The 16837-nt window shown below is 30.6% G+C and carries 15 protein-coding genes; 12 read left to right on the top strand and 3 right to left on the bottom strand.

Features of this window, described 5'->3' with window-relative positions; genetic code table 11:
- Positions 1 to 391: 391 nt before the first annotated feature.
- Entirely contained in the window at positions 392 to 1078 is a 687-nt protein-coding gene (locus J1D01_RS12280; protein WP_421151029.1) for a hypothetical protein, read from the top strand.
- A gap of 1 nt (position 1079) precedes the next feature.
- Here the strand turns inward: J1D01_RS12280 and mgrA are convergent, their stop codons facing one another.
- Together mgrA and J1D01_RS12270 are read right to left on the bottom strand one after the other, a co-directional pair.
- The gene (gene mgrA, locus J1D01_RS12275) at positions 1080 to 2093 is read right to left on the bottom strand and encodes an L-glyceraldehyde 3-phosphate reductase (RefSeq protein WP_421151028.1); all 1014 of its coding nucleotides are present in this window, start codon (positions 2091 to 2093) and stop codon (positions 1080 to 1082) included.
- 102 nt (positions 2094 to 2195) lie between these two features.
- On the bottom strand, positions 2196 to 4502 hold the full coding sequence (locus J1D01_RS12270) for a prolyl oligopeptidase family serine peptidase (RefSeq protein ID WP_421151027.1): 2307 nt from the start codon (positions 4500 to 4502) through the stop codon (positions 2196 to 2198).
- A 274-nt stretch (positions 4503 to 4776) separates the two neighbouring features.
- On the opposite strand from J1D01_RS12270, the gene J1D01_RS12265 reads away from it, so the two are divergent.
- The 4 genes from J1D01_RS12265 (at position 4777) to J1D01_RS12250 (ending at position 9642) form a co-directional block, all read left to right on the top strand.
- Positions 4777 to 6330 carry a DEAD/DEAH box helicase gene (locus tag J1D01_RS12265; protein WP_421151026.1) on the top strand — a complete coding sequence of 518 codons (1554 nt, stop codon included), beginning with the start codon at positions 4777 to 4779 and terminating at the stop codon, positions 6328 to 6330.
- A 26-nt stretch (positions 6331 to 6356) separates the two neighbouring features.
- Entirely contained in the window at positions 6357 to 7217 is an 861-nt protein-coding gene (locus J1D01_RS12260; RefSeq protein ID WP_421151025.1) for a DMT family transporter, read from the top strand.
- Positions 7210 to 8511 (top strand): MFS transporter, encoded by a 1302-nt coding sequence (locus tag J1D01_RS12255; RefSeq protein WP_421151024.1) that lies wholly within the window; start codon positions 7210 to 7212, stop codon positions 8509 to 8511. The genes J1D01_RS12260 and J1D01_RS12255 overlap by 8 nt, the downstream gene beginning before the upstream one ends.
- A gap of 126 nt (positions 8512 to 8637) precedes the next feature.
- Positions 8638 to 9642, top strand: a complete 1005-nt coding sequence (locus J1D01_RS12250; RefSeq protein WP_421151023.1) for a glycosyltransferase family 9 protein — start codon at positions 8638 to 8640, stop codon at positions 9640 to 9642.
- Positions 9643 to 10527: 885 nt separating this feature from the next.
- On the opposite strand, the gene J1D01_RS12245 is transcribed toward J1D01_RS12250, so the two are convergent.
- Positions 10528 to 10860: a winged helix-turn-helix transcriptional regulator gene (locus tag J1D01_RS12245; RefSeq protein ID WP_421151022.1), complete on the bottom strand. Its 333-nt coding sequence runs from the start codon at positions 10858 to 10860 to the stop codon at positions 10528 to 10530.
- Positions 10861 to 11099: 239 nt separating this feature from the next.
- Here J1D01_RS12245 and nfsB point away from each other — a divergent pair, with 239 nt between their 5' ends.
- The 7 genes from nfsB to J1D01_RS12210 all read left to right on the top strand — a co-directional run bounded on the left by nfsB (position 11100) and on the right by J1D01_RS12210 (position 16837).
- Positions 11100 to 11759, top strand: coding sequence for an oxygen-insensitive NAD(P)H nitroreductase (nfsB, locus tag J1D01_RS12240; RefSeq protein WP_421151021.1), 660 nt, complete (start codon positions 11100 to 11102; stop codon positions 11757 to 11759).
- Positions 11760 to 11778: 19 nt separating this feature from the next.
- The gene (locus J1D01_RS12235) at positions 11779 to 12609 is read left to right on the top strand and encodes a DUF4437 domain-containing protein (RefSeq protein WP_421151020.1); all 831 of its coding nucleotides are present in this window, start codon (positions 11779 to 11781) and stop codon (positions 12607 to 12609) included.
- A 2-nt stretch (positions 12610 to 12611) separates the two neighbouring features.
- The gene (locus tag J1D01_RS12230) at positions 12612 to 13709 is read left to right on the top strand and encodes an L-dopachrome tautomerase-related protein (protein ID WP_421151019.1); all 1098 of its coding nucleotides are present in this window, start codon (positions 12612 to 12614) and stop codon (positions 13707 to 13709) included.
- A 107-nt stretch (positions 13710 to 13816) separates the two neighbouring features.
- Entirely contained in the window at positions 13817 to 14326 is a 510-nt protein-coding gene (locus J1D01_RS12225; RefSeq protein ID WP_421151018.1) for an AraC family ligand binding domain-containing protein, read from the top strand.
- Positions 14327 to 14445: 119 nt separating this feature from the next.
- Positions 14446 to 14676: a helix-turn-helix domain-containing protein gene (locus J1D01_RS12220; RefSeq protein WP_421151017.1), complete on the top strand. Its 231-nt coding sequence runs from the start codon at positions 14446 to 14448 to the stop codon at positions 14674 to 14676.
- Between the two features lie 112 nt (positions 14677 to 14788).
- Positions 14789 to 15754 carry a 2OG-Fe(II) oxygenase gene (locus tag J1D01_RS12215; protein WP_421151016.1) on the top strand — a complete coding sequence of 322 codons (966 nt, stop codon included), beginning with the start codon at positions 14789 to 14791 and terminating at the stop codon, positions 15752 to 15754.
- A gap of 285 nt (positions 15755 to 16039) precedes the next feature.
- Positions 16040 to 16837, top strand: a complete 798-nt coding sequence (locus tag J1D01_RS12210; RefSeq protein ID WP_421151015.1) for an SDR family NAD(P)-dependent oxidoreductase — start codon at positions 16040 to 16042, stop codon at positions 16835 to 16837.

Here is a 16837-nt window from a genome sequence, read left to right as displayed (position 1 = left end):
GTTCGCATTTTGATTGTTTAATTGTTTAATTGTTTGACTGATGATGGTTTAAAAAGACGCTACTTATCTGTAACGTCTTTTACTGTTCCAATGATTACTTTTAGTTTTACTTAAAGTTCCTGAAATTTGATTGTTGTTTAAAGTTCTCATAATTATTTGTTTTTTAATTGATTATACCAAATAGACGACCATAAATTAAATTTGTTACAGTACTATGTATTACAAAGTAGTGATTTAACAAATTTTAACAATTTTAAACCATAAATAGGGTAGAAGTAACGTTTAAAATATGCTTAGGAATGGTTTTTGTGTTAAATGAATACAAATATTTATTAGTTTTTAAGAGAAAAAAATATCTTTGAAACGTTATTGATGATAGATTATCATTATTATGAAACCAAAACATTTAAAAACATATTTATCAATTTTTATTGTATTAGTTTTTTCAATGTCAATGTTAGCTCAAATTGATTCAAAGAAAAAAACGGTATTAATACAAGCTGAAGAAAATGAAAATGACTCTTTAGATGCCTCTCCAACTACACCTTCAAAACCCCTTTTTAGTGGCAATTTAAGCGGGTTAAGCACCCCAAAAGAAACACCAAGCTTAAAAATGCCCAAAAAAGAATTCTCTATGTTTGATCAAGAAGAATTTGGTAATCCAGGAGAATTATATATTGATAGATTAAAAAAACATGAAAATAGTATAAAACAATCTGAAGGTTTAGGTACAAAAGGAAGTAAAGTAGATGTGTTTTTTGGAAACCACCGCACCAAATCTAAACATGTACGTGTTTTATATAGAGATTATGGTTTAGAAGATGGCGATTTAGTTAGAGTGTCTGTAAATGATGAAATTATAGAATATAGAGTATCATTAACCAATGCTTTTAAAGGTTTTAAAATTGAATTAAAAGAAGGTATTAATGTTATTGAATTTTTAGCTATAAACGAAGGTTATGCACTTCCAAACACAGCGCATTTTAGAATAATTGATGATAATAATAACATAGTAGCTTCAGATCTTTGGGCTTTATCTGTTAATGTTAAAGGAACCGTGCACGTAATTAAAGAATAATTTAGCTTACTATTTTATCAATTAAATTAAGATCTTCTGTAGAAAATTCTAAATTATCTAAAGCTTTTAAATTCTCTTTTAATTGATTTGGAGAACTCGCTCCTAAAAGTACAGATGATACTTGAGGTTGTCTCAAAATCCAAGCAATTGCCATTTGTGATAACTTTTGATCTCGTTTCTGTGCAATAGCATTTAATTTTATAATTTTTTCAAGATTGCTGTTTACAGTATCACTATTTAAATAAGACATGTTTTTTGATGCTCTAGAACCCTCTGGTACACCTTTTAAATACTTATCTGTTAACATGCCTTGTGCCAATGGCGAAAAAGCAATACAGCCAACACCATTCTTATCAAGAGTATCTAAAAGTCCGTTTTCAACCCAACGGTCAAACATAGAGTATCTAGCCTGATGCAATATAAAAGGTACATTTAAATTTTTAAGAATAATAGCTGCTTCTTGAGTTTCTTTAGGCTGGTAATTAGAAATGCCTACATACAAAGCTTTACCTTGACGAACAATATCTGCCAAAGCCCCCATTGTTTCTTCTAAAGGTGTTTCTGGGTCTGGTCTGTGATGATAAAAAACATCAACATAATCTAATCCCATTCGTTTTAAACTTTGGTCTAAACTAGCAATTAAGTATTTTCTTGAGCCCCAGTTGCCATAAGGCCCCGGCCACATATCAAAACCAGCTTTTGTAGCTATAAATAATTCATCTCTATAACTTTTAAAATCTTGTTTAAAAATAGTTCCGAAATTTTCTTCTGCAGAACCATATGGTGGACCATAATTGTTAGCCAAATCAAAATGAGTAATGCCTAAATTGAAGGCGCAACGGATGATATCTCTACCATTTTGAAGGTTATCTATAAAACCGAAATTATGCCATAAACCTAATGAAATAGCAGGTAATAATACACCACTTTTACCTGTACGGTTGTATTTCATACTATTATATCTGTTTTGTGATGCTTTGTATTCTGTTACACCAGATTTATCGTTGATTTGCATAACTTAAAATTTAGGGTACTAATGTATTAATTTTAAACAAAAAAATAAGCCTTTAGAATTTTTACTCTAAAGGCTTATTTTAATAATTTAAATTATAAAAAATTAGTCTTTTAGTGGGTGTTCTATTTTTTTATTTAAATGTTTTGCAAAAAATCCCATCATTGCTTTGTATAAAGCTATGCTGTTTTCTTCTTTAGCAAACCCATGACCTTCATCATATTTAACCATATAAGGTACATCAAATCCTTTAGCTCTAAGTGCTTTAACAATTTGGTCAGATTCATCAATATTAACTCTAGGGTCATTGGCTCCTTGTGCTACAAAAAGTGGTTTTTTAATTTTATCAATTTGAAATGCAGGAGACACTTCTTTCATAATGGTTTTTTCTTCTGGCACATCTTCATCATACCAAATTTCTTTAATTATTTTTAAATAGGGTTTCCAATAAGGAGGTATAGTTTTCATGAAAGTGAAAACATTAGACACGCCAACATAATCAACTCCACAGGCATATAAATCTGGGGTTTTAGTTAAACCACGTAATACTGCATAACCGCCATGACTTGCTCCATAAATGGCAATATTGTCTTTATCTACCCAACCTTGGTCTATTACATATTGAATTCCATCTTCTACATCATCCATGGCTTTTCTTCCTATTTGTTTAAACCCAGATTCTAAAAACGCTCTACCATATCCTCCTGAAATTCTAAAATTTACCTGTAAAGTAGCATACCCTCTACTAGCAAATAACTGTGCTTCTGGATTGAATCCCCAAGAATCTCTAATTCCTTGTGGTCCACCATGTGGATTAACAATAAGTGGTACTTTTTCTCCGTTTAAAGCTTCTTTTGGTAAGGTTATATACCCGTGTAAAGTTAAGCCGTCTCTACTTTTAAAAGTAATAGGACGCATTTCGGCCATATCACTTTCATTAAGATTTGGCATTAAATTATATAGTAATTGAAATTCATCTTTTACAGGATCATAAGAGTAGTAGGTACCATATAATTTATCACTTTGAATAAAAAATAAATATTTGCTTTCATCATCAGTAACATCGGCTACTGAAATGTTGTAACCTGGGAATTTATTATTTAATTTTTTGTGAAGCTTTTTTGCGTAATCACTAACAGGTACAATAACTTTCTTTTCTCCTTCATAGGAAAAATAATCTAATTCATAGCCTCTATGCCTTGATAAACTTAGGCCTGAAACATCATATTCGTCATGAGAAAACAGTTTTTTAATAACTTTATCTTCTTTTAGATCATATAAAAAAATCTGTGTTTTATCTGTTTCTAAATTAGATACAACGTAAGCTTCATGCGGATTGTTTGAAGCATAATTAAAAGAAGCAATACTAAAATTATCTTTCCAGTTTAACTTCTTTTTTAGTTCATAATTTTCGCCATCAACTGTATAATAAAAATCCATATTAACACCATCTCTCATTTTAACAAAGCCACGTAGGTTTCCATCTTTATCAAAAATATAACTGTTTATGGGGTTTGCAGCATCTTCATTTTTATATAGTTGCTTAAGTTCTCCTGTTACAATGTTTATTTTATAGGGTTCAAATATTTGCGGATTGTTTTGGTTCATTGAAATAATCATATGATTTTTATCTTCTTTTAAACCGTTAAGAATATTAACTTTTACACCATCAAAAGGAGTTAATTCTTTTTGGTTTGAGCCATCAACATTTACAGCAAACAAATGATAATCTTCATTTCCGCCTTTATCCATTACATATACCAATCTGTTTTCATTTGCCCATCCAAAACCTCTAATTAATTCTTCCTTTTCTTCAATAACTCTTTTAACTTCTCCAGTTTTTAAGTTTTTTACATAAACATGGTTTTTGGCATTTTCATCTTTTTCTCTGTAAGACATGTAACTTCCGTTGGGAGATAAATTAAAAGATCTAGCTTTGGGTCTTGCAAAATAATCTTCAACAGAGTATTTGTAGTTGGTAGGATTCCAATTTGCTAATTTTTCTAATTCTTCATCTGAAGTAGGTAACGATGTGTCTCCAGGAAGTGTTTTCTCTGTTTTAGTAAGTGTTAAAGGAAATTCCATACCACTTTGATAAAAAGTACCACTTAAATTGCTTTGTTTTAAAGTGGCTACATACTTGATACCTGCTTTAGTAAATTTAATGGTTAGTGTGTCATTTACAAAGGTTGTTTCATCCATAGGGATTCCGGTAGCTCCTTGAGATGGACTATCCATAGTAGAAGTAAAACCATCATTAGTGGTTGCAATATCAAAAACTAAAGGAATCTCTGTTCCTTGCACAGATAGTTTTCCTTTCCAAGAACCTGTAATGTCTTGTGCGTTTACTTGTGTTGCCATAGATAAAAATAAAACAGCAAGAATAGTTAATTTTAATGTAATACGTTTCATATTTATTAATTTCAATTAATTGAGTTTAAAATAAAGTTGTTATTGGTTAGATGTAAAATAGTAAATTTTGTTACAGAATTTACTTAAAAATTAATTCAATTTAGTAATAATTCCTCTTTTTATAATGGTCTTATATTGTTTACAAATTAGCTTAGGATTATACAATTATATCTATAAATTTTACTAACCGTTAATAATCTTTTATATTTTTTGCTGTAAACATTCGGTATAAACGCATTAAGGTGTTATTTTTGCAGGCGTCAAAATTGTTTGCATGTCCGTATCACAAATTGAATTAGAAGAAAGAAAAACAGGTAAAGACCTTTATAGCTACCAAAAAGGGGCCATTGATAAAATTTTTAAAAGTTTTGATGAGTCTCCTCCAGACTATCACTTATTATATCAATTGCCAACAGGGGGAGGAAAAACAGTTATTTTCTCTGAAATAGTTAGGCAATATCTAAAAACCCATAAAAAAAAGGTTTTAGTAATGACACACCGTATTGAGTTGTGTAAGCAAACTTCAAAAATGCTTACAGAATTTGGTGTAATAAATAAGGTGGTAGATAGTAAGGCAGATTTAAGTGATCAAGCAGATTATAGCTGCTTTGTAGCAATGGTTGAAACCTTAAATAACCGGTTAAATGATAATAAATTAGATATTTCTGATATTGGACTTGTTATTATTGATGAAGCTCATTATAATTCCTTTACAAAGCTATTTAAATTTTTTAGTCAGTCATTTATTTTAGGAGTTACAGCTACACCACTAAGTTCTAGTATTGAATTACCAATGACCGATAATTATGATGAATTAATTGTTGGAGAAAGTATAGAATCCTTAATTGAAAACGGATTTTTAGCTAGAGCCGAAATGTTTAGTTATAATGTGGGATTAACGTCTTTAGTTGTTGGAGCTAACGGAGATTACACGGTAAAATCATCAGAAGATTTATATACCGATGACAACATGCTCTCAAAGCTTTTAAGAGCCTATGAAGAACGGTCAAAAGGAAAGAAAACCTTAATATTTAATAATGGTATTAATACTTCTTTACATGTTTATGATACCTTTAGAAGAGCAGGTTACCCTATTGCACACTTAGATAATACACACTCTAAAAAAGAAAGAGCCCATATTTTAAAATGGTTTAAAGAAACACCAGATGCTATTTTAACCTCGGTAAGCATATTAACCACTGGTTTTGATGAACCTACTGTAGAAAGTATTATTCTTAATAGAGCAACTAAATCTTTAACACTTTACTATCAAATGATTGGTAGAGGCTCTCGTGTTTTAGAAAATAAAAAAAACTTCCAAGTAATTGATTTAGGTAACAATTTTCACAGATTTGGCCCTTGGGGAGATAATTTAGATTGGCAACGTATTTTCAAATCTCCAAATTATTACTTAGATGCTTTATTAAGTGATGAAGAATTAGAAAGCAATTTCAGATATGAAATGCCAGACGATTTAAGAGCTGAGTTTGGTAATTCTGAAGAAGTTTATTTTGATATTCAAAAAACCTACGTAGATTCTATTAGAGCAGGAGAGTCTTCTAAAGTTGTTTTAGAGCGCTCTATTGCTCAACATGCTAAAATTTGTATTGAAAACAGTGAAGATGTTTATGATGCGCTTGCTTTAGCTAAAAAGTTGGGTGATGATATAGATTTTAGAATAGGGCGTTACACAAAATGTATAAGTAAAAGTACTTTTAATTTTGTTGAGTGGTTAAAAGGTGAGTATCGAAAAAAGTTAAATTCTTACTTACGTACAAATTTTGATAAAGTCTTTGAGGAAATTCATGGATATCCTCCAGAAGATTAAAGTTATCACTGGCTAAAACTTAAATTTTGGATATAAAAAAAGCTTTAAAATTCATGCTGATAAGTACATTATCATTTGCATGCATGAATAGTATTGTAAAAGATTTAGTTCATATTAGTGCTTATCAAATAGTTTTTTTTAGGTCTATCTCTACGTTAGTTATTACAACTTCTATTCTATTAAAATATAACATATCCATTTTAGGAAATAATAAAAAGTTATTGATTATTAGAGGTTTGGTAGGAGTAACTTCTATGACTTTATTTTTTATGTCAACAAAATATTTACCTATAGGTACAGCAGTTTCCTTACGGTATTTAGCACCTATATTTGCTGCTGTTTTTGCAATTTTCTTTTTAAAAGAAAAGGTAAAACCCATTCAGTGGTTGTTTTTTACCATGGCTTTTAGTGGGGTTGTTATTTTAAAAGGCTTAGATACAAATATAGACACCTATGGTCTTTTACTTATTATTTGTTCTGCAATATTTAGCGGATTAGTTTATGTAGTTTTAAGTAAAATAGGAAAAAGTGAACACCCCGTTGTAGTTGTAAACTATTTTATGATTATTTCTGTTTTGGTTGGCGGTGTGCTTTCTATTAAAAATTGGGTAAATCCTGTAGGTATAGAGTGGCCTATGCTACTTGGCTTAGGTATATTTGGTTATTTTGGACAAATTTATATGACTAAAGCCTTTCAAACAGCAGTATCAACCAGTCAAATAGCTCCTTTAAAATATCTTGAAACTATTTTCACAGTACTTTTTGGAGTATTTATATTTGCCGAAGTTTATTCGTTTTGGAGCATTTTAGGTATTGGATTAATAATTATTGGATTGGTATTAAACGCTCGTTTTAAGGAACGATCAAAAAAACTAAATAATGAGTAATCCTAATAAATTTTCTATTGTAAATCCTGCAAAGTCACCAGTATTTTACGGTTATATTGTACTTTTTTTTGGTAGTTTAGGGGTGTTAGCCAGCATTCCAGGGCAAACCGTAGGAGTATCTGTTTTTACAGACCCTGTTAAAGATGCTTTGGGGCTTACTAGAAATGAGTTTAGTAACGCTTATATGTTTGGTACTTTTTTGAGTTCTTTTTTTATAAGTAGAGCAGGGAAGTGGTTTGATAAATTTGGAGCACGTTATGTAGCATTTTTTGCTGCATTACTTTTAAGTGTTTCATTACTTTTATGCTCATTTTCAGCTAAAATAAGTAGTGTTTTTTCAGAGCTTTTAAATACCAAATCTTGGGTAGTACCATTTCTAGTAATAACTATTTTATTCTTTTTAATAAGATTTAGCGGGCAAGGAGTAATTACTATGTCTTCTAGAAACATGATTATGCTTTGGTTTGATAAAAACAGGGGAAAGGTCAATTCAATAAGTAGTATAGGAGTTTCTTTAGGGTTTTCTATGTCTCCATTAGTTTTTAATTATTTAATTGAAAATTATGGTTGGGAAAAAAGTTGGCAAATTCTAGCTTTGGTATTGGTAGTGTTTAGTTTTTTTATTATTCAATTTTATAGAGATAAACCAGAAGATTTTAATTTAAAACCCGATGGACACAGTGTTAATAATTCTAAAACAAACATTGTAAGTACTGTAAAAGATTTTACACTTACCGAAGCAAAAAAAACAAGAGCTTTTTGGATTATTGGTTTAATTCTAGCTTTTAATAGCTTTTTTATCACCGGTTTTACCTTTCATGTAGTATCTATTTTTGAAAGTCAGGGGTTTGAAAAATCACAAGCTATTGCCATTTTTGTACCTATTTCAATTATTGCTATTATTATTTCTACTATAGCTAACATTTTAAGCGACTACATTAAACATAACATCTATGTCCTAATCATGATTTTTAGTGGGTTTTTAGCATCCATTGGCTTGTTATTATTATCAAAATCTATGGGTATATACCTTTTAATTAGTGGTTTAGGAGTTTTAGGTGGGTTGTTTGCAGTGGTAAATGCCGTTACATGGCCAAGGTACTTTGGAAGAAAACATTTAGGCGCTATAACAGGTAAATCCATGAGTTTTTTGGTAATTGCCAGTGCCATAGCACCTACTATTTTTAGTTATTGCTACACTACTTTGGGTTCTTATAGCTTTATGAGCTATATAACTATAGCATATTTAATAATACTATTTATTGGTTTTATTAAGTTTAAAAACCCTCAATAATTATAGATTATTTCAACACCAGTATGTTTGATTACCCGCTACTATATTTGTACTTTTAGCCATCTTTTTTACAAGAAATAAACTATGACTTTTAAGACCAGAATCAATAAAATCAGAAGAAAATTAATGGGCAGCATAACAAAACGCGTTGGCAGTTCATATTCTGAACCTAAAAAGGGAGATTTAAAAATTGAAGACATTAAAAATGTATTAATTATTAGACCTAATCATCGTTTAGGTAATCAACTTCTTTTAACGCCTATAGTTCAAGAGGTTTTAAACACTTTTCCAAATTGTACGGTAGATTTATTTGTGAAAGGAGGCGTAGCGCATCCTGTTTTTCAAAACTATAAAAGAGTTAATAAAATTATTAAACTACCTAGAAAACCTTTTAATAACTTGTTTAAATATGCTAAAAGCTGGTTCTCTGTTAAAAATAAAAAATACGATTTAGTAATTAATGGCGATAAAAATTCTTCTTCAGGAAGATTATTAACTCAATCAGCTAAGGCACCGTTTAAATTATTTGGAGAATCAACACCTGAAATTGAAAATAAATATGCTGATTATGAGCATATTTCAAAGTATCCCATTTATAATTTACGGTATTTTTTAGAGAAATTAGGTGTTAGTACTTCTCAAAACAAATTGCCGCTATTAGATATAAAACTTACTGATGCTGAAATTGAAAACGGTAAAATAATATTAGATAATTTAATTAAAAACAATAAAAAAACTATATGCATTTATACCAATGCAACAGGCAATAAGTGTTATCCTGAAATATGGTGGGAAACCTTTTATAACCGATTAAAACAGGAATATCCCCATTATAACATAATAGAGATGCTTCCTATTGAAAATATTTCAAAAATTAACTTTAAAGCGCCACATTTTTATAGTAAAGATATTAGAGAAATGGGTAGTGTTTTACGCAATACAGCTATTTTTATTGCTGCAGATAACGGTGTTATGCATTTAGCAAGTGCTTCGTTAGTTCCAACGGTAGGCTTCTTTTCTGTAACCAATGAAAATAAATATAAACCCTACGGCAATGGAAGTTTTGCTTTAAATACTAATAACACTAATATTGACGATTGGTTTAAGGCTATTCATAAAATTTTAGCTTAACTTTCTATATTTTGCCTTTTAGTTACCTTATAAAATGGGTAATGAAAACAATTATAATGATTTTAAGAAACGAGAGCTGTAATTTTTTTAATACTTATATAAACTTTTTTCTAATTTCCTCTTTTTTTATAGGCTTAGTTGAAACTAAAAAAGATTTAAGTAAATAAACCGCAAGTGTGTGACATATCATGATTATGGTTACAAATGTTTTATTATAATGAAGAAACTCATTAATAATACTCAGGCTTACTTGAAAAAAACAAAACAAACCCGATGTCAATAACATGGTACCAGTCTTGTAATTGTAACCAAAATAAATATAAGCTATTGTAATAAGTAAAACAATTAGGCATAAAGTAGCTATAAAAACTAAAAACATAGTATTATCTGGTAAAACAGAAAATAGCAAATCAATCAGCGTATAGATAATATAACCTAATAAACCTGCGGTTAAAAAGGTTGTTAGAGATAATACAGATTTTAACTTTTCTTTAGTTACATAACCTCGTATAGCATATATACTACAAATAAGGTAAATGGTTGTAAATATGGTTATATAAATAAAATAAGTTTGAAAATTTAGAGAAGCTAATACATCCGAAACTATTAGAGCTAATAATCCAAAAATGTAAACAAAGCTAGAATTATTTTTCTTTTGGTAAATATAGCTTAAACAAACACATACTATTGTAAGAGGCATAACATACACTAAATCTCTTTTTATAGAAATTATACTAACAATGACAGAAATAAATAAGAACACAAAAAAAAGCAGGTCGAAAATATTCAAACTGCTTTTTAATTGTTTTATATGATTTATTATTCGCATTAGAATATAATCTAAAATTAAATTAAAGATACGTATATTTTATATTCTATTCAATTTTAAATTTCTTTACTTACAGCATAAACACCCCAATCTGCAATAGCTTGCACTACTGGAATTAACGTCTTTCCAAAATCTGTTAAAGAGTATTCTACTTTTAATGGTGGCCTAGAAGTATAAACTTTACGTTTTATAATACCATCTTCTTCTAAATTTTTAAGCTGTAAACTTAACGTACGCTCAGTTACTGTAGGCATTTCTTTTCTAAGCTCATTGTACCGTAATGTCTTATCAATAAGATGAAATATGATTACAGTTTTCCATTTCCCCCCAATAAGTCCCATTGTTAAACTGGCACAACAAGGGTATTCTTTACCTTTAAATTTATACATAAACTTAATTTTAACTTATACAAAGGTATCATACTATCATTAATTACACAACTATACTTTTTATAGTTTATTTAACATTTTGTATAAACACCTATTATTACTGGTATTATCAGATGTTATAACCATTAAATTTTATACTATCATTTATGACCGTTATTGCACAGAATGTAAACTACCAATACTTTTGCAACTATACTTTTGATAGTATAAATTAAAACCATAATAAAAATCAATTAAAAATGAGTTTAAAAGAAACATTAAATTGGAGATACACTACTAAAGAATTTGATCCAACTAAAAAAATATCTAAGGAAGATATGGATCAAGTAAAAAGCTTGTTAAGAATGAGCGCGTCAAGCGTAAACTTACAACCTTGGCATTTTATTATTGCTGAAACTAAAGAAGGTAAAGAACGTATAGCAAAAGGTACACAAGGCTTTTTTCATTTTAACGAACCTAAAGTAACTAATGCTTCAGCTGTTGTGCTTTTTTGTGCAAAAACAGATGCAGATGAAGATTATTACAAACACATTGCAGATGTAGATGATAAAAATGGACGATTCCCAAATGAAGACATAAAAAACGGATTTATAGGTGCTGTTAAAACATTTGCAGATATTCATAAATATGATTTAAAAGACTTACAACATTGGATGGAAAAGCAAGTTTATCTTAATATTGGAAGCTTTTTACTAGGAGTAGCAAGTTTGGGTATAGATGCTACACCAATGGAAGGTATTGATGTAAAAGCATTAGATGAAGAATTCGGGTTAAGAGAAAAAGGCTTCACAGCTTTAGTTGCCGTTTCTATTGGATATAGAGCAGAATCTGACTTTAATTCAACAGATAAAACACCAAAATCTAGATTGCCAGAAAGTGAAATTTTCACTGAAATATAAATCATATTAAACCATAGTGATGAAAAATATTATAATAGCTGTTCTGTTATTGGTTGCGACTGAAGTATTAGCCCAAACACCAACTACAGATTCAGCAAAATCTAAAAACGAAGTTGTTACTACAGACAATGTAGAATGGGGCTGGCTAAATCCGTTGAGAGGCGATAAAAGTCCAGCTGCTGGAAAACTTTGGGGCGACCGTACAAAAAATGAGCCTGCAGGTTTTTTAGTGAAATTTAAAAAAGGATTTTCATCGCCACCACATATTCACAACATAACCTATCGTGGTGTAGTAATTAAAGGATTGTTACATAATGACGATGAAAATGCCGAAAAACAATGGTTGCCAGCCGGTTCGTATTGGCAACAACCTGCTGGCGAAGCACATATTACAGCTGCAGATGCTGAAGATAATATGGCGTTTTTAGATATTCAAGAAGGACCATATTTAGTGAAACCAACATCGGAAGCGTTTGATAATGGCGAAAAACCAGTGAACGTTGATAAAACCAATTTAGTTTGGTTAAACGCTAATGATATTGAATGGGTTTCAGAAAAAAGTAATGTTGAAACTGCTTTTTTATGGGGAAACCACGAAAAGAATGAACTTCGTGCTACTCTTTTAAAATTACCAGCTGGTTTCAAGGGTAAAATTAAAAACTTAAGTCCAAATTTTAGAGCTGTGGTTGTTTCTGGTAAAGTAACTCATCAATTTTCTAAAAAAGAAGATGAAAATATGTTGGAACCAGGTTCTTATTTTGGTGCAGAAGAAAAAGCTTCACCACGTTTAAAAACTGATGTTGAAACAGTTATTTACATTCGTTCTAATGGTAAATTCAAAATAAAATAGCAATGAAATTCATCAAAAACATACTTGTTTGTTTTAGTTTATTTCAATTAAATACCCAAGCTCAAGAAGTAGAAGTATTTGCAACAACAAATCAAGCAGTTGTTAATATTACATTTACCAATAATGGCGATTTAGTATACAGTCACCATCCATTTTTTGCACCAGAAAATCGTGTGATGATTATGGATGCTAAAACTAAAAAAAGTAAGCCATTTCCAAATAAAGCGTGGAATACACCACGCGATACCGACGATAATTATTTAAGTAATGTGTTGGGAATTCGAAATGATGAAAACGGCATTATTTGGATGCTAGATATGGCACAACGCAACAACGTAACGCCAAAAATCGTTGGTTGGAATACAAAAACCGACGAATTAGAGCGTATTTATTACTTGCCAATATCTTCAGTTCCAAAAATTGCACAGCCAAATGATATGGTTGTTGATACCAAAAATGGTTATTTTATAATTGCAGATGAAGGTATTGGTAATGGTGGCGACGGAAGCAAAGCGGCTTTTATAATTGTAAATATGAAAACCGGAAAAACCCGTCGTATTCTTGAAGGAACGCGAACTACCAAACCAGAAAACACACCAACAGTTATTAATGGTAAACACCTGGCAGTAAACGGAAACGATTTGTTGGTTGGCAATGACGGAATTACTGCCGATAAAGATTTTGAATATATTTATTACGGTCCGTTAAACGGAACAAAAATCTACAGAATTAAAACTTCAGATTTAGTAAATGAAGCTTATACTGATGCCGATTTAGACACTAAAATTGAAACCTATTCTAAAAAACCTAACAATGGAGGAATGAGTATTGATATGGATGGAAACATTTATCTAACAGCGCTTGAAACTCAAAGTGTAGCAGTGGTTTCTGCAAAAGATAAAAGTGTAAAAACCATTGCAAAACATAAAAATATGGTTTGGCCAGATGGTGTAAGTTACAATCACGTAGACGGTTATATGTACGTTTCTGCAGCACAGGTTAATAATGGTGCTGTTTTTAACAATGGAAAAGATAAATCATCTACACCGTTTTACATTTTTAGGTTTAAACCTATTGTAAATGGTGTTCCTTATAGATAGATTTTAAGTTTAGTTTGATTGATTGGTTAATAGCAGAAAAAGCCACCAAATGTTAAATACATTCTCTGTGGCTTTTTCATTCTCAAAATGTTAAATTACGAACCATTATGGCACGAACAATACTCGAAAACATTGTTATTCAACAATACAAAGACCAAACGTTTTTTTCGTTTTGTGAATATACTAACATTCGTTTTTTTGAGATTTTATATTTTGAAAAGGGTAGTGGACGAATTAAAATAAACGGGAAAACAGTTAACTATACACCAAATAGTGTTTTTGTATTCATTCCTGATGATATTTATATTGTTGAGGCCGAAACTGCAACAAGTAGTATTGCTATTAAATTTTTGAAGAGTTTCTTTAGAAATACCAACTCACAAAACCAAGAATTACCAATTAACGATTGGTTTCGTAAGATTGAAGAAATTTTAAATAGCGAAAGTCACGAGTTACGCGAAATGCACTTTGAAACAGCATCAGACAGGTCGCACTTGGTATCTTTAGTAAATATGGTGGCTACAGAATACCTAAACACTCAAACCCACGATATTTTTATCATTCAAAATTCATTATCTGTAATACTTCATTTAATTGCCGTAACATTCAATTCCTAAATACTTCTGAAGTAAAAACAATTAAATCTTCAAAAATTCAGCAAATCATTAATTACATCCATTCCAATATTTATAATCCTGAGCTTTTAACTACTAAAAGTTTAGCAAATGAATTTTTTATGGCAGATAATTACATTAGTGAATATTTTAAAAAACATACTGATGTTTCTCTTAAAAAGTACATCATAAACTACAAATTAAAATTGGTAGAAACCAGATTAAAATACACAGACGCGCAAGATTCTGAAATCGCTTTAGAACTTGGTTTTACCGATTCTAGCCATTTAAACAAAACCTTTAAAACCTATAAAGGCATCAGTTTAAGTACTTATAAAGCTGGTTTAGCTTAGTGTTTTACCAAAAACCTTATTTTTTACCAATACCACATTGTTTTCTACCAAAAAATAGCTTCTTGTCTGGAATACCTTTGTAGTGTAAATAAGAAACAATAAAAAATTTATTATGAAAACAATAACAAATACAAAAGCACTAGAACAAGCACTTGCTTTAGAAGTGCCATCAAGAGAATTATCATTAAGACGCGATTCATCTGTTTCAAAATTTTGGAATGATAACCGCAAATTATTAGAGGCAGCTTGGGCAGAATGGGAATTAGAAAACAAAGACAATTTATTACTTCCAGACGAATCATTATTAGATCCAAAATTACGAAAAGCTATTAGCGACGCTTGGGAAAACCCAGAAAAAGAAACTGCTGTAGCTGATTTATGGAAAGAAATAATTCCAGGTGTTTACGAAACACAGTTTTTTGATTTAGAACGTTTAGCCGATTTTCGTAAGTATTTAGAGGATGTAGTTAATTCACAAATACCTAAACGAGCACCATACGGCATACAATTAAATCGTTACGGAATGATGTTAGATTCGCGTTCTGAAGGGCATTTAGCTGCACCAAGTTTTCAAGCATTTTATAATGCTATTATGGACCATTATATGCGTCCGATTTCTCGACTTTTATTAGGAACTTACGGTTATGATAATCAAACTTTCGGGTTTTCAATACAGTACAATCCAGATAAGGACAAAGATTTACACGCACATACCGATGCTTCGTCAGCAACGTTGAACATTAATATTAATTTACCTGAAGAAGAATTCACAGGTTCTATAGTCGATTTCTATGATAAAGCTTCAGGTAAAACGGTACAAACCAAGTTTGAACCTGGTAAAGCCATTATCCACAGAGGTAATGTGCCACACGCCACACATCCAATTGAAAGTGGGCAACGTAGTAATTTGGTAGTTTGGTTGTATGGTGACCGTATGCAAATACCACGTGGAAGCACAAGTAGTTACGGAAACATCAGTAGTAGCAGTAGTATTAAAGATGTTGCACTAGAAAGCGTTACAGCAAGACAACGCTGGAGTTTACCTGATGGACCAAAAGATACCATTGCACCTTTTTAAAAATTAGAATACATTACAAATGAATTAGGAACGTCAGTTCGAGTAATCCCGATTTTTATCGGGATTGTATCGAGAACTTTTTGAATGATATTCTCGATAGTTCTGTTGAGCGCAGTCGAAGTACAAATTTCATTCATTTCAATCGTGAAATTCACTCGAATTGACAATTCTTAAAATACTAAGAGATTAAAAATAAACGAAATGTCACCTTGAGCGCAGTCGAAAGGTCTTAAAAGTTTTTGAAAGTACTCGAATCGATATAAAAAAATGAAAAAAATGAAAAAAATGAAAACCATATTAATAACAGGCAGTACCGACGGCATTGGAAAACTTACTGCTTTAAAATTAGCCAAAGAAGGTCACGAAATATATATACACGGTAGAAGTGAAGCCAAATTAAATACAGTCATTGAAGAACTAAAAGACACTTCAAACAATAAAAACATCAAAGGTTTTGTAGCTGATTTTTCAGATATCAATGCTGTAAAAAAAATGGCAAAACAAATTATAAATGACGTTAAAAAACTAGATATTCTCATAAATAACGCAGGTATTTACAAAACCACATCAAGCAAGACTAAAGACGGTTTAGATATTAGAATGGCAGTGAATTATTTGGCGCCTTTTGTTTTAACAGAGAATATTATTCCTATTTTAGAAAAAGGTTCAGAAACCAGAATTATCAATTTAAGTTCTGCAGCACAATCTACGGTTCAAAAAGGGGTTTTAACTGGAGGAGCTACTGTAAATGATAGCGAAAGCTATGCACAGAGTAAATTGGCGTTAACTATGTGGTCGTTCAACTTTGCTAACAAGCATTCAAATATAGTAACGATAGCTGTAAATCCTGGTTCGTTATTAAACACAAAAATGGCTAACGAAGCCTATGGTCAACATTGGTCGCCTGCAGAGAAGGGTGTGGATATTCTTTATGACTTGGCAGTGTCAGAACGTCATAAAAACCAAACAGGCACATATTTTGACAACGATAGAGGAAGTTACAACAATGCACATCCAGATGCTTACGACGAGAATAAAATTAAATTATTACTAACTTTAACAGAAACCATTATAAGCAGTTAA

Origin of the sequence: Seonamhaeicola sp. NFXS20 (assembly GCF_049132085.1) — a bacterium.
Lineage (GTDB): Bacteria > Bacteroidota > Bacteroidia > Flavobacteriales > Flavobacteriaceae > Seonamhaeicola.
This window is presented reverse-complemented; position numbering and strand designations above follow the sequence as displayed.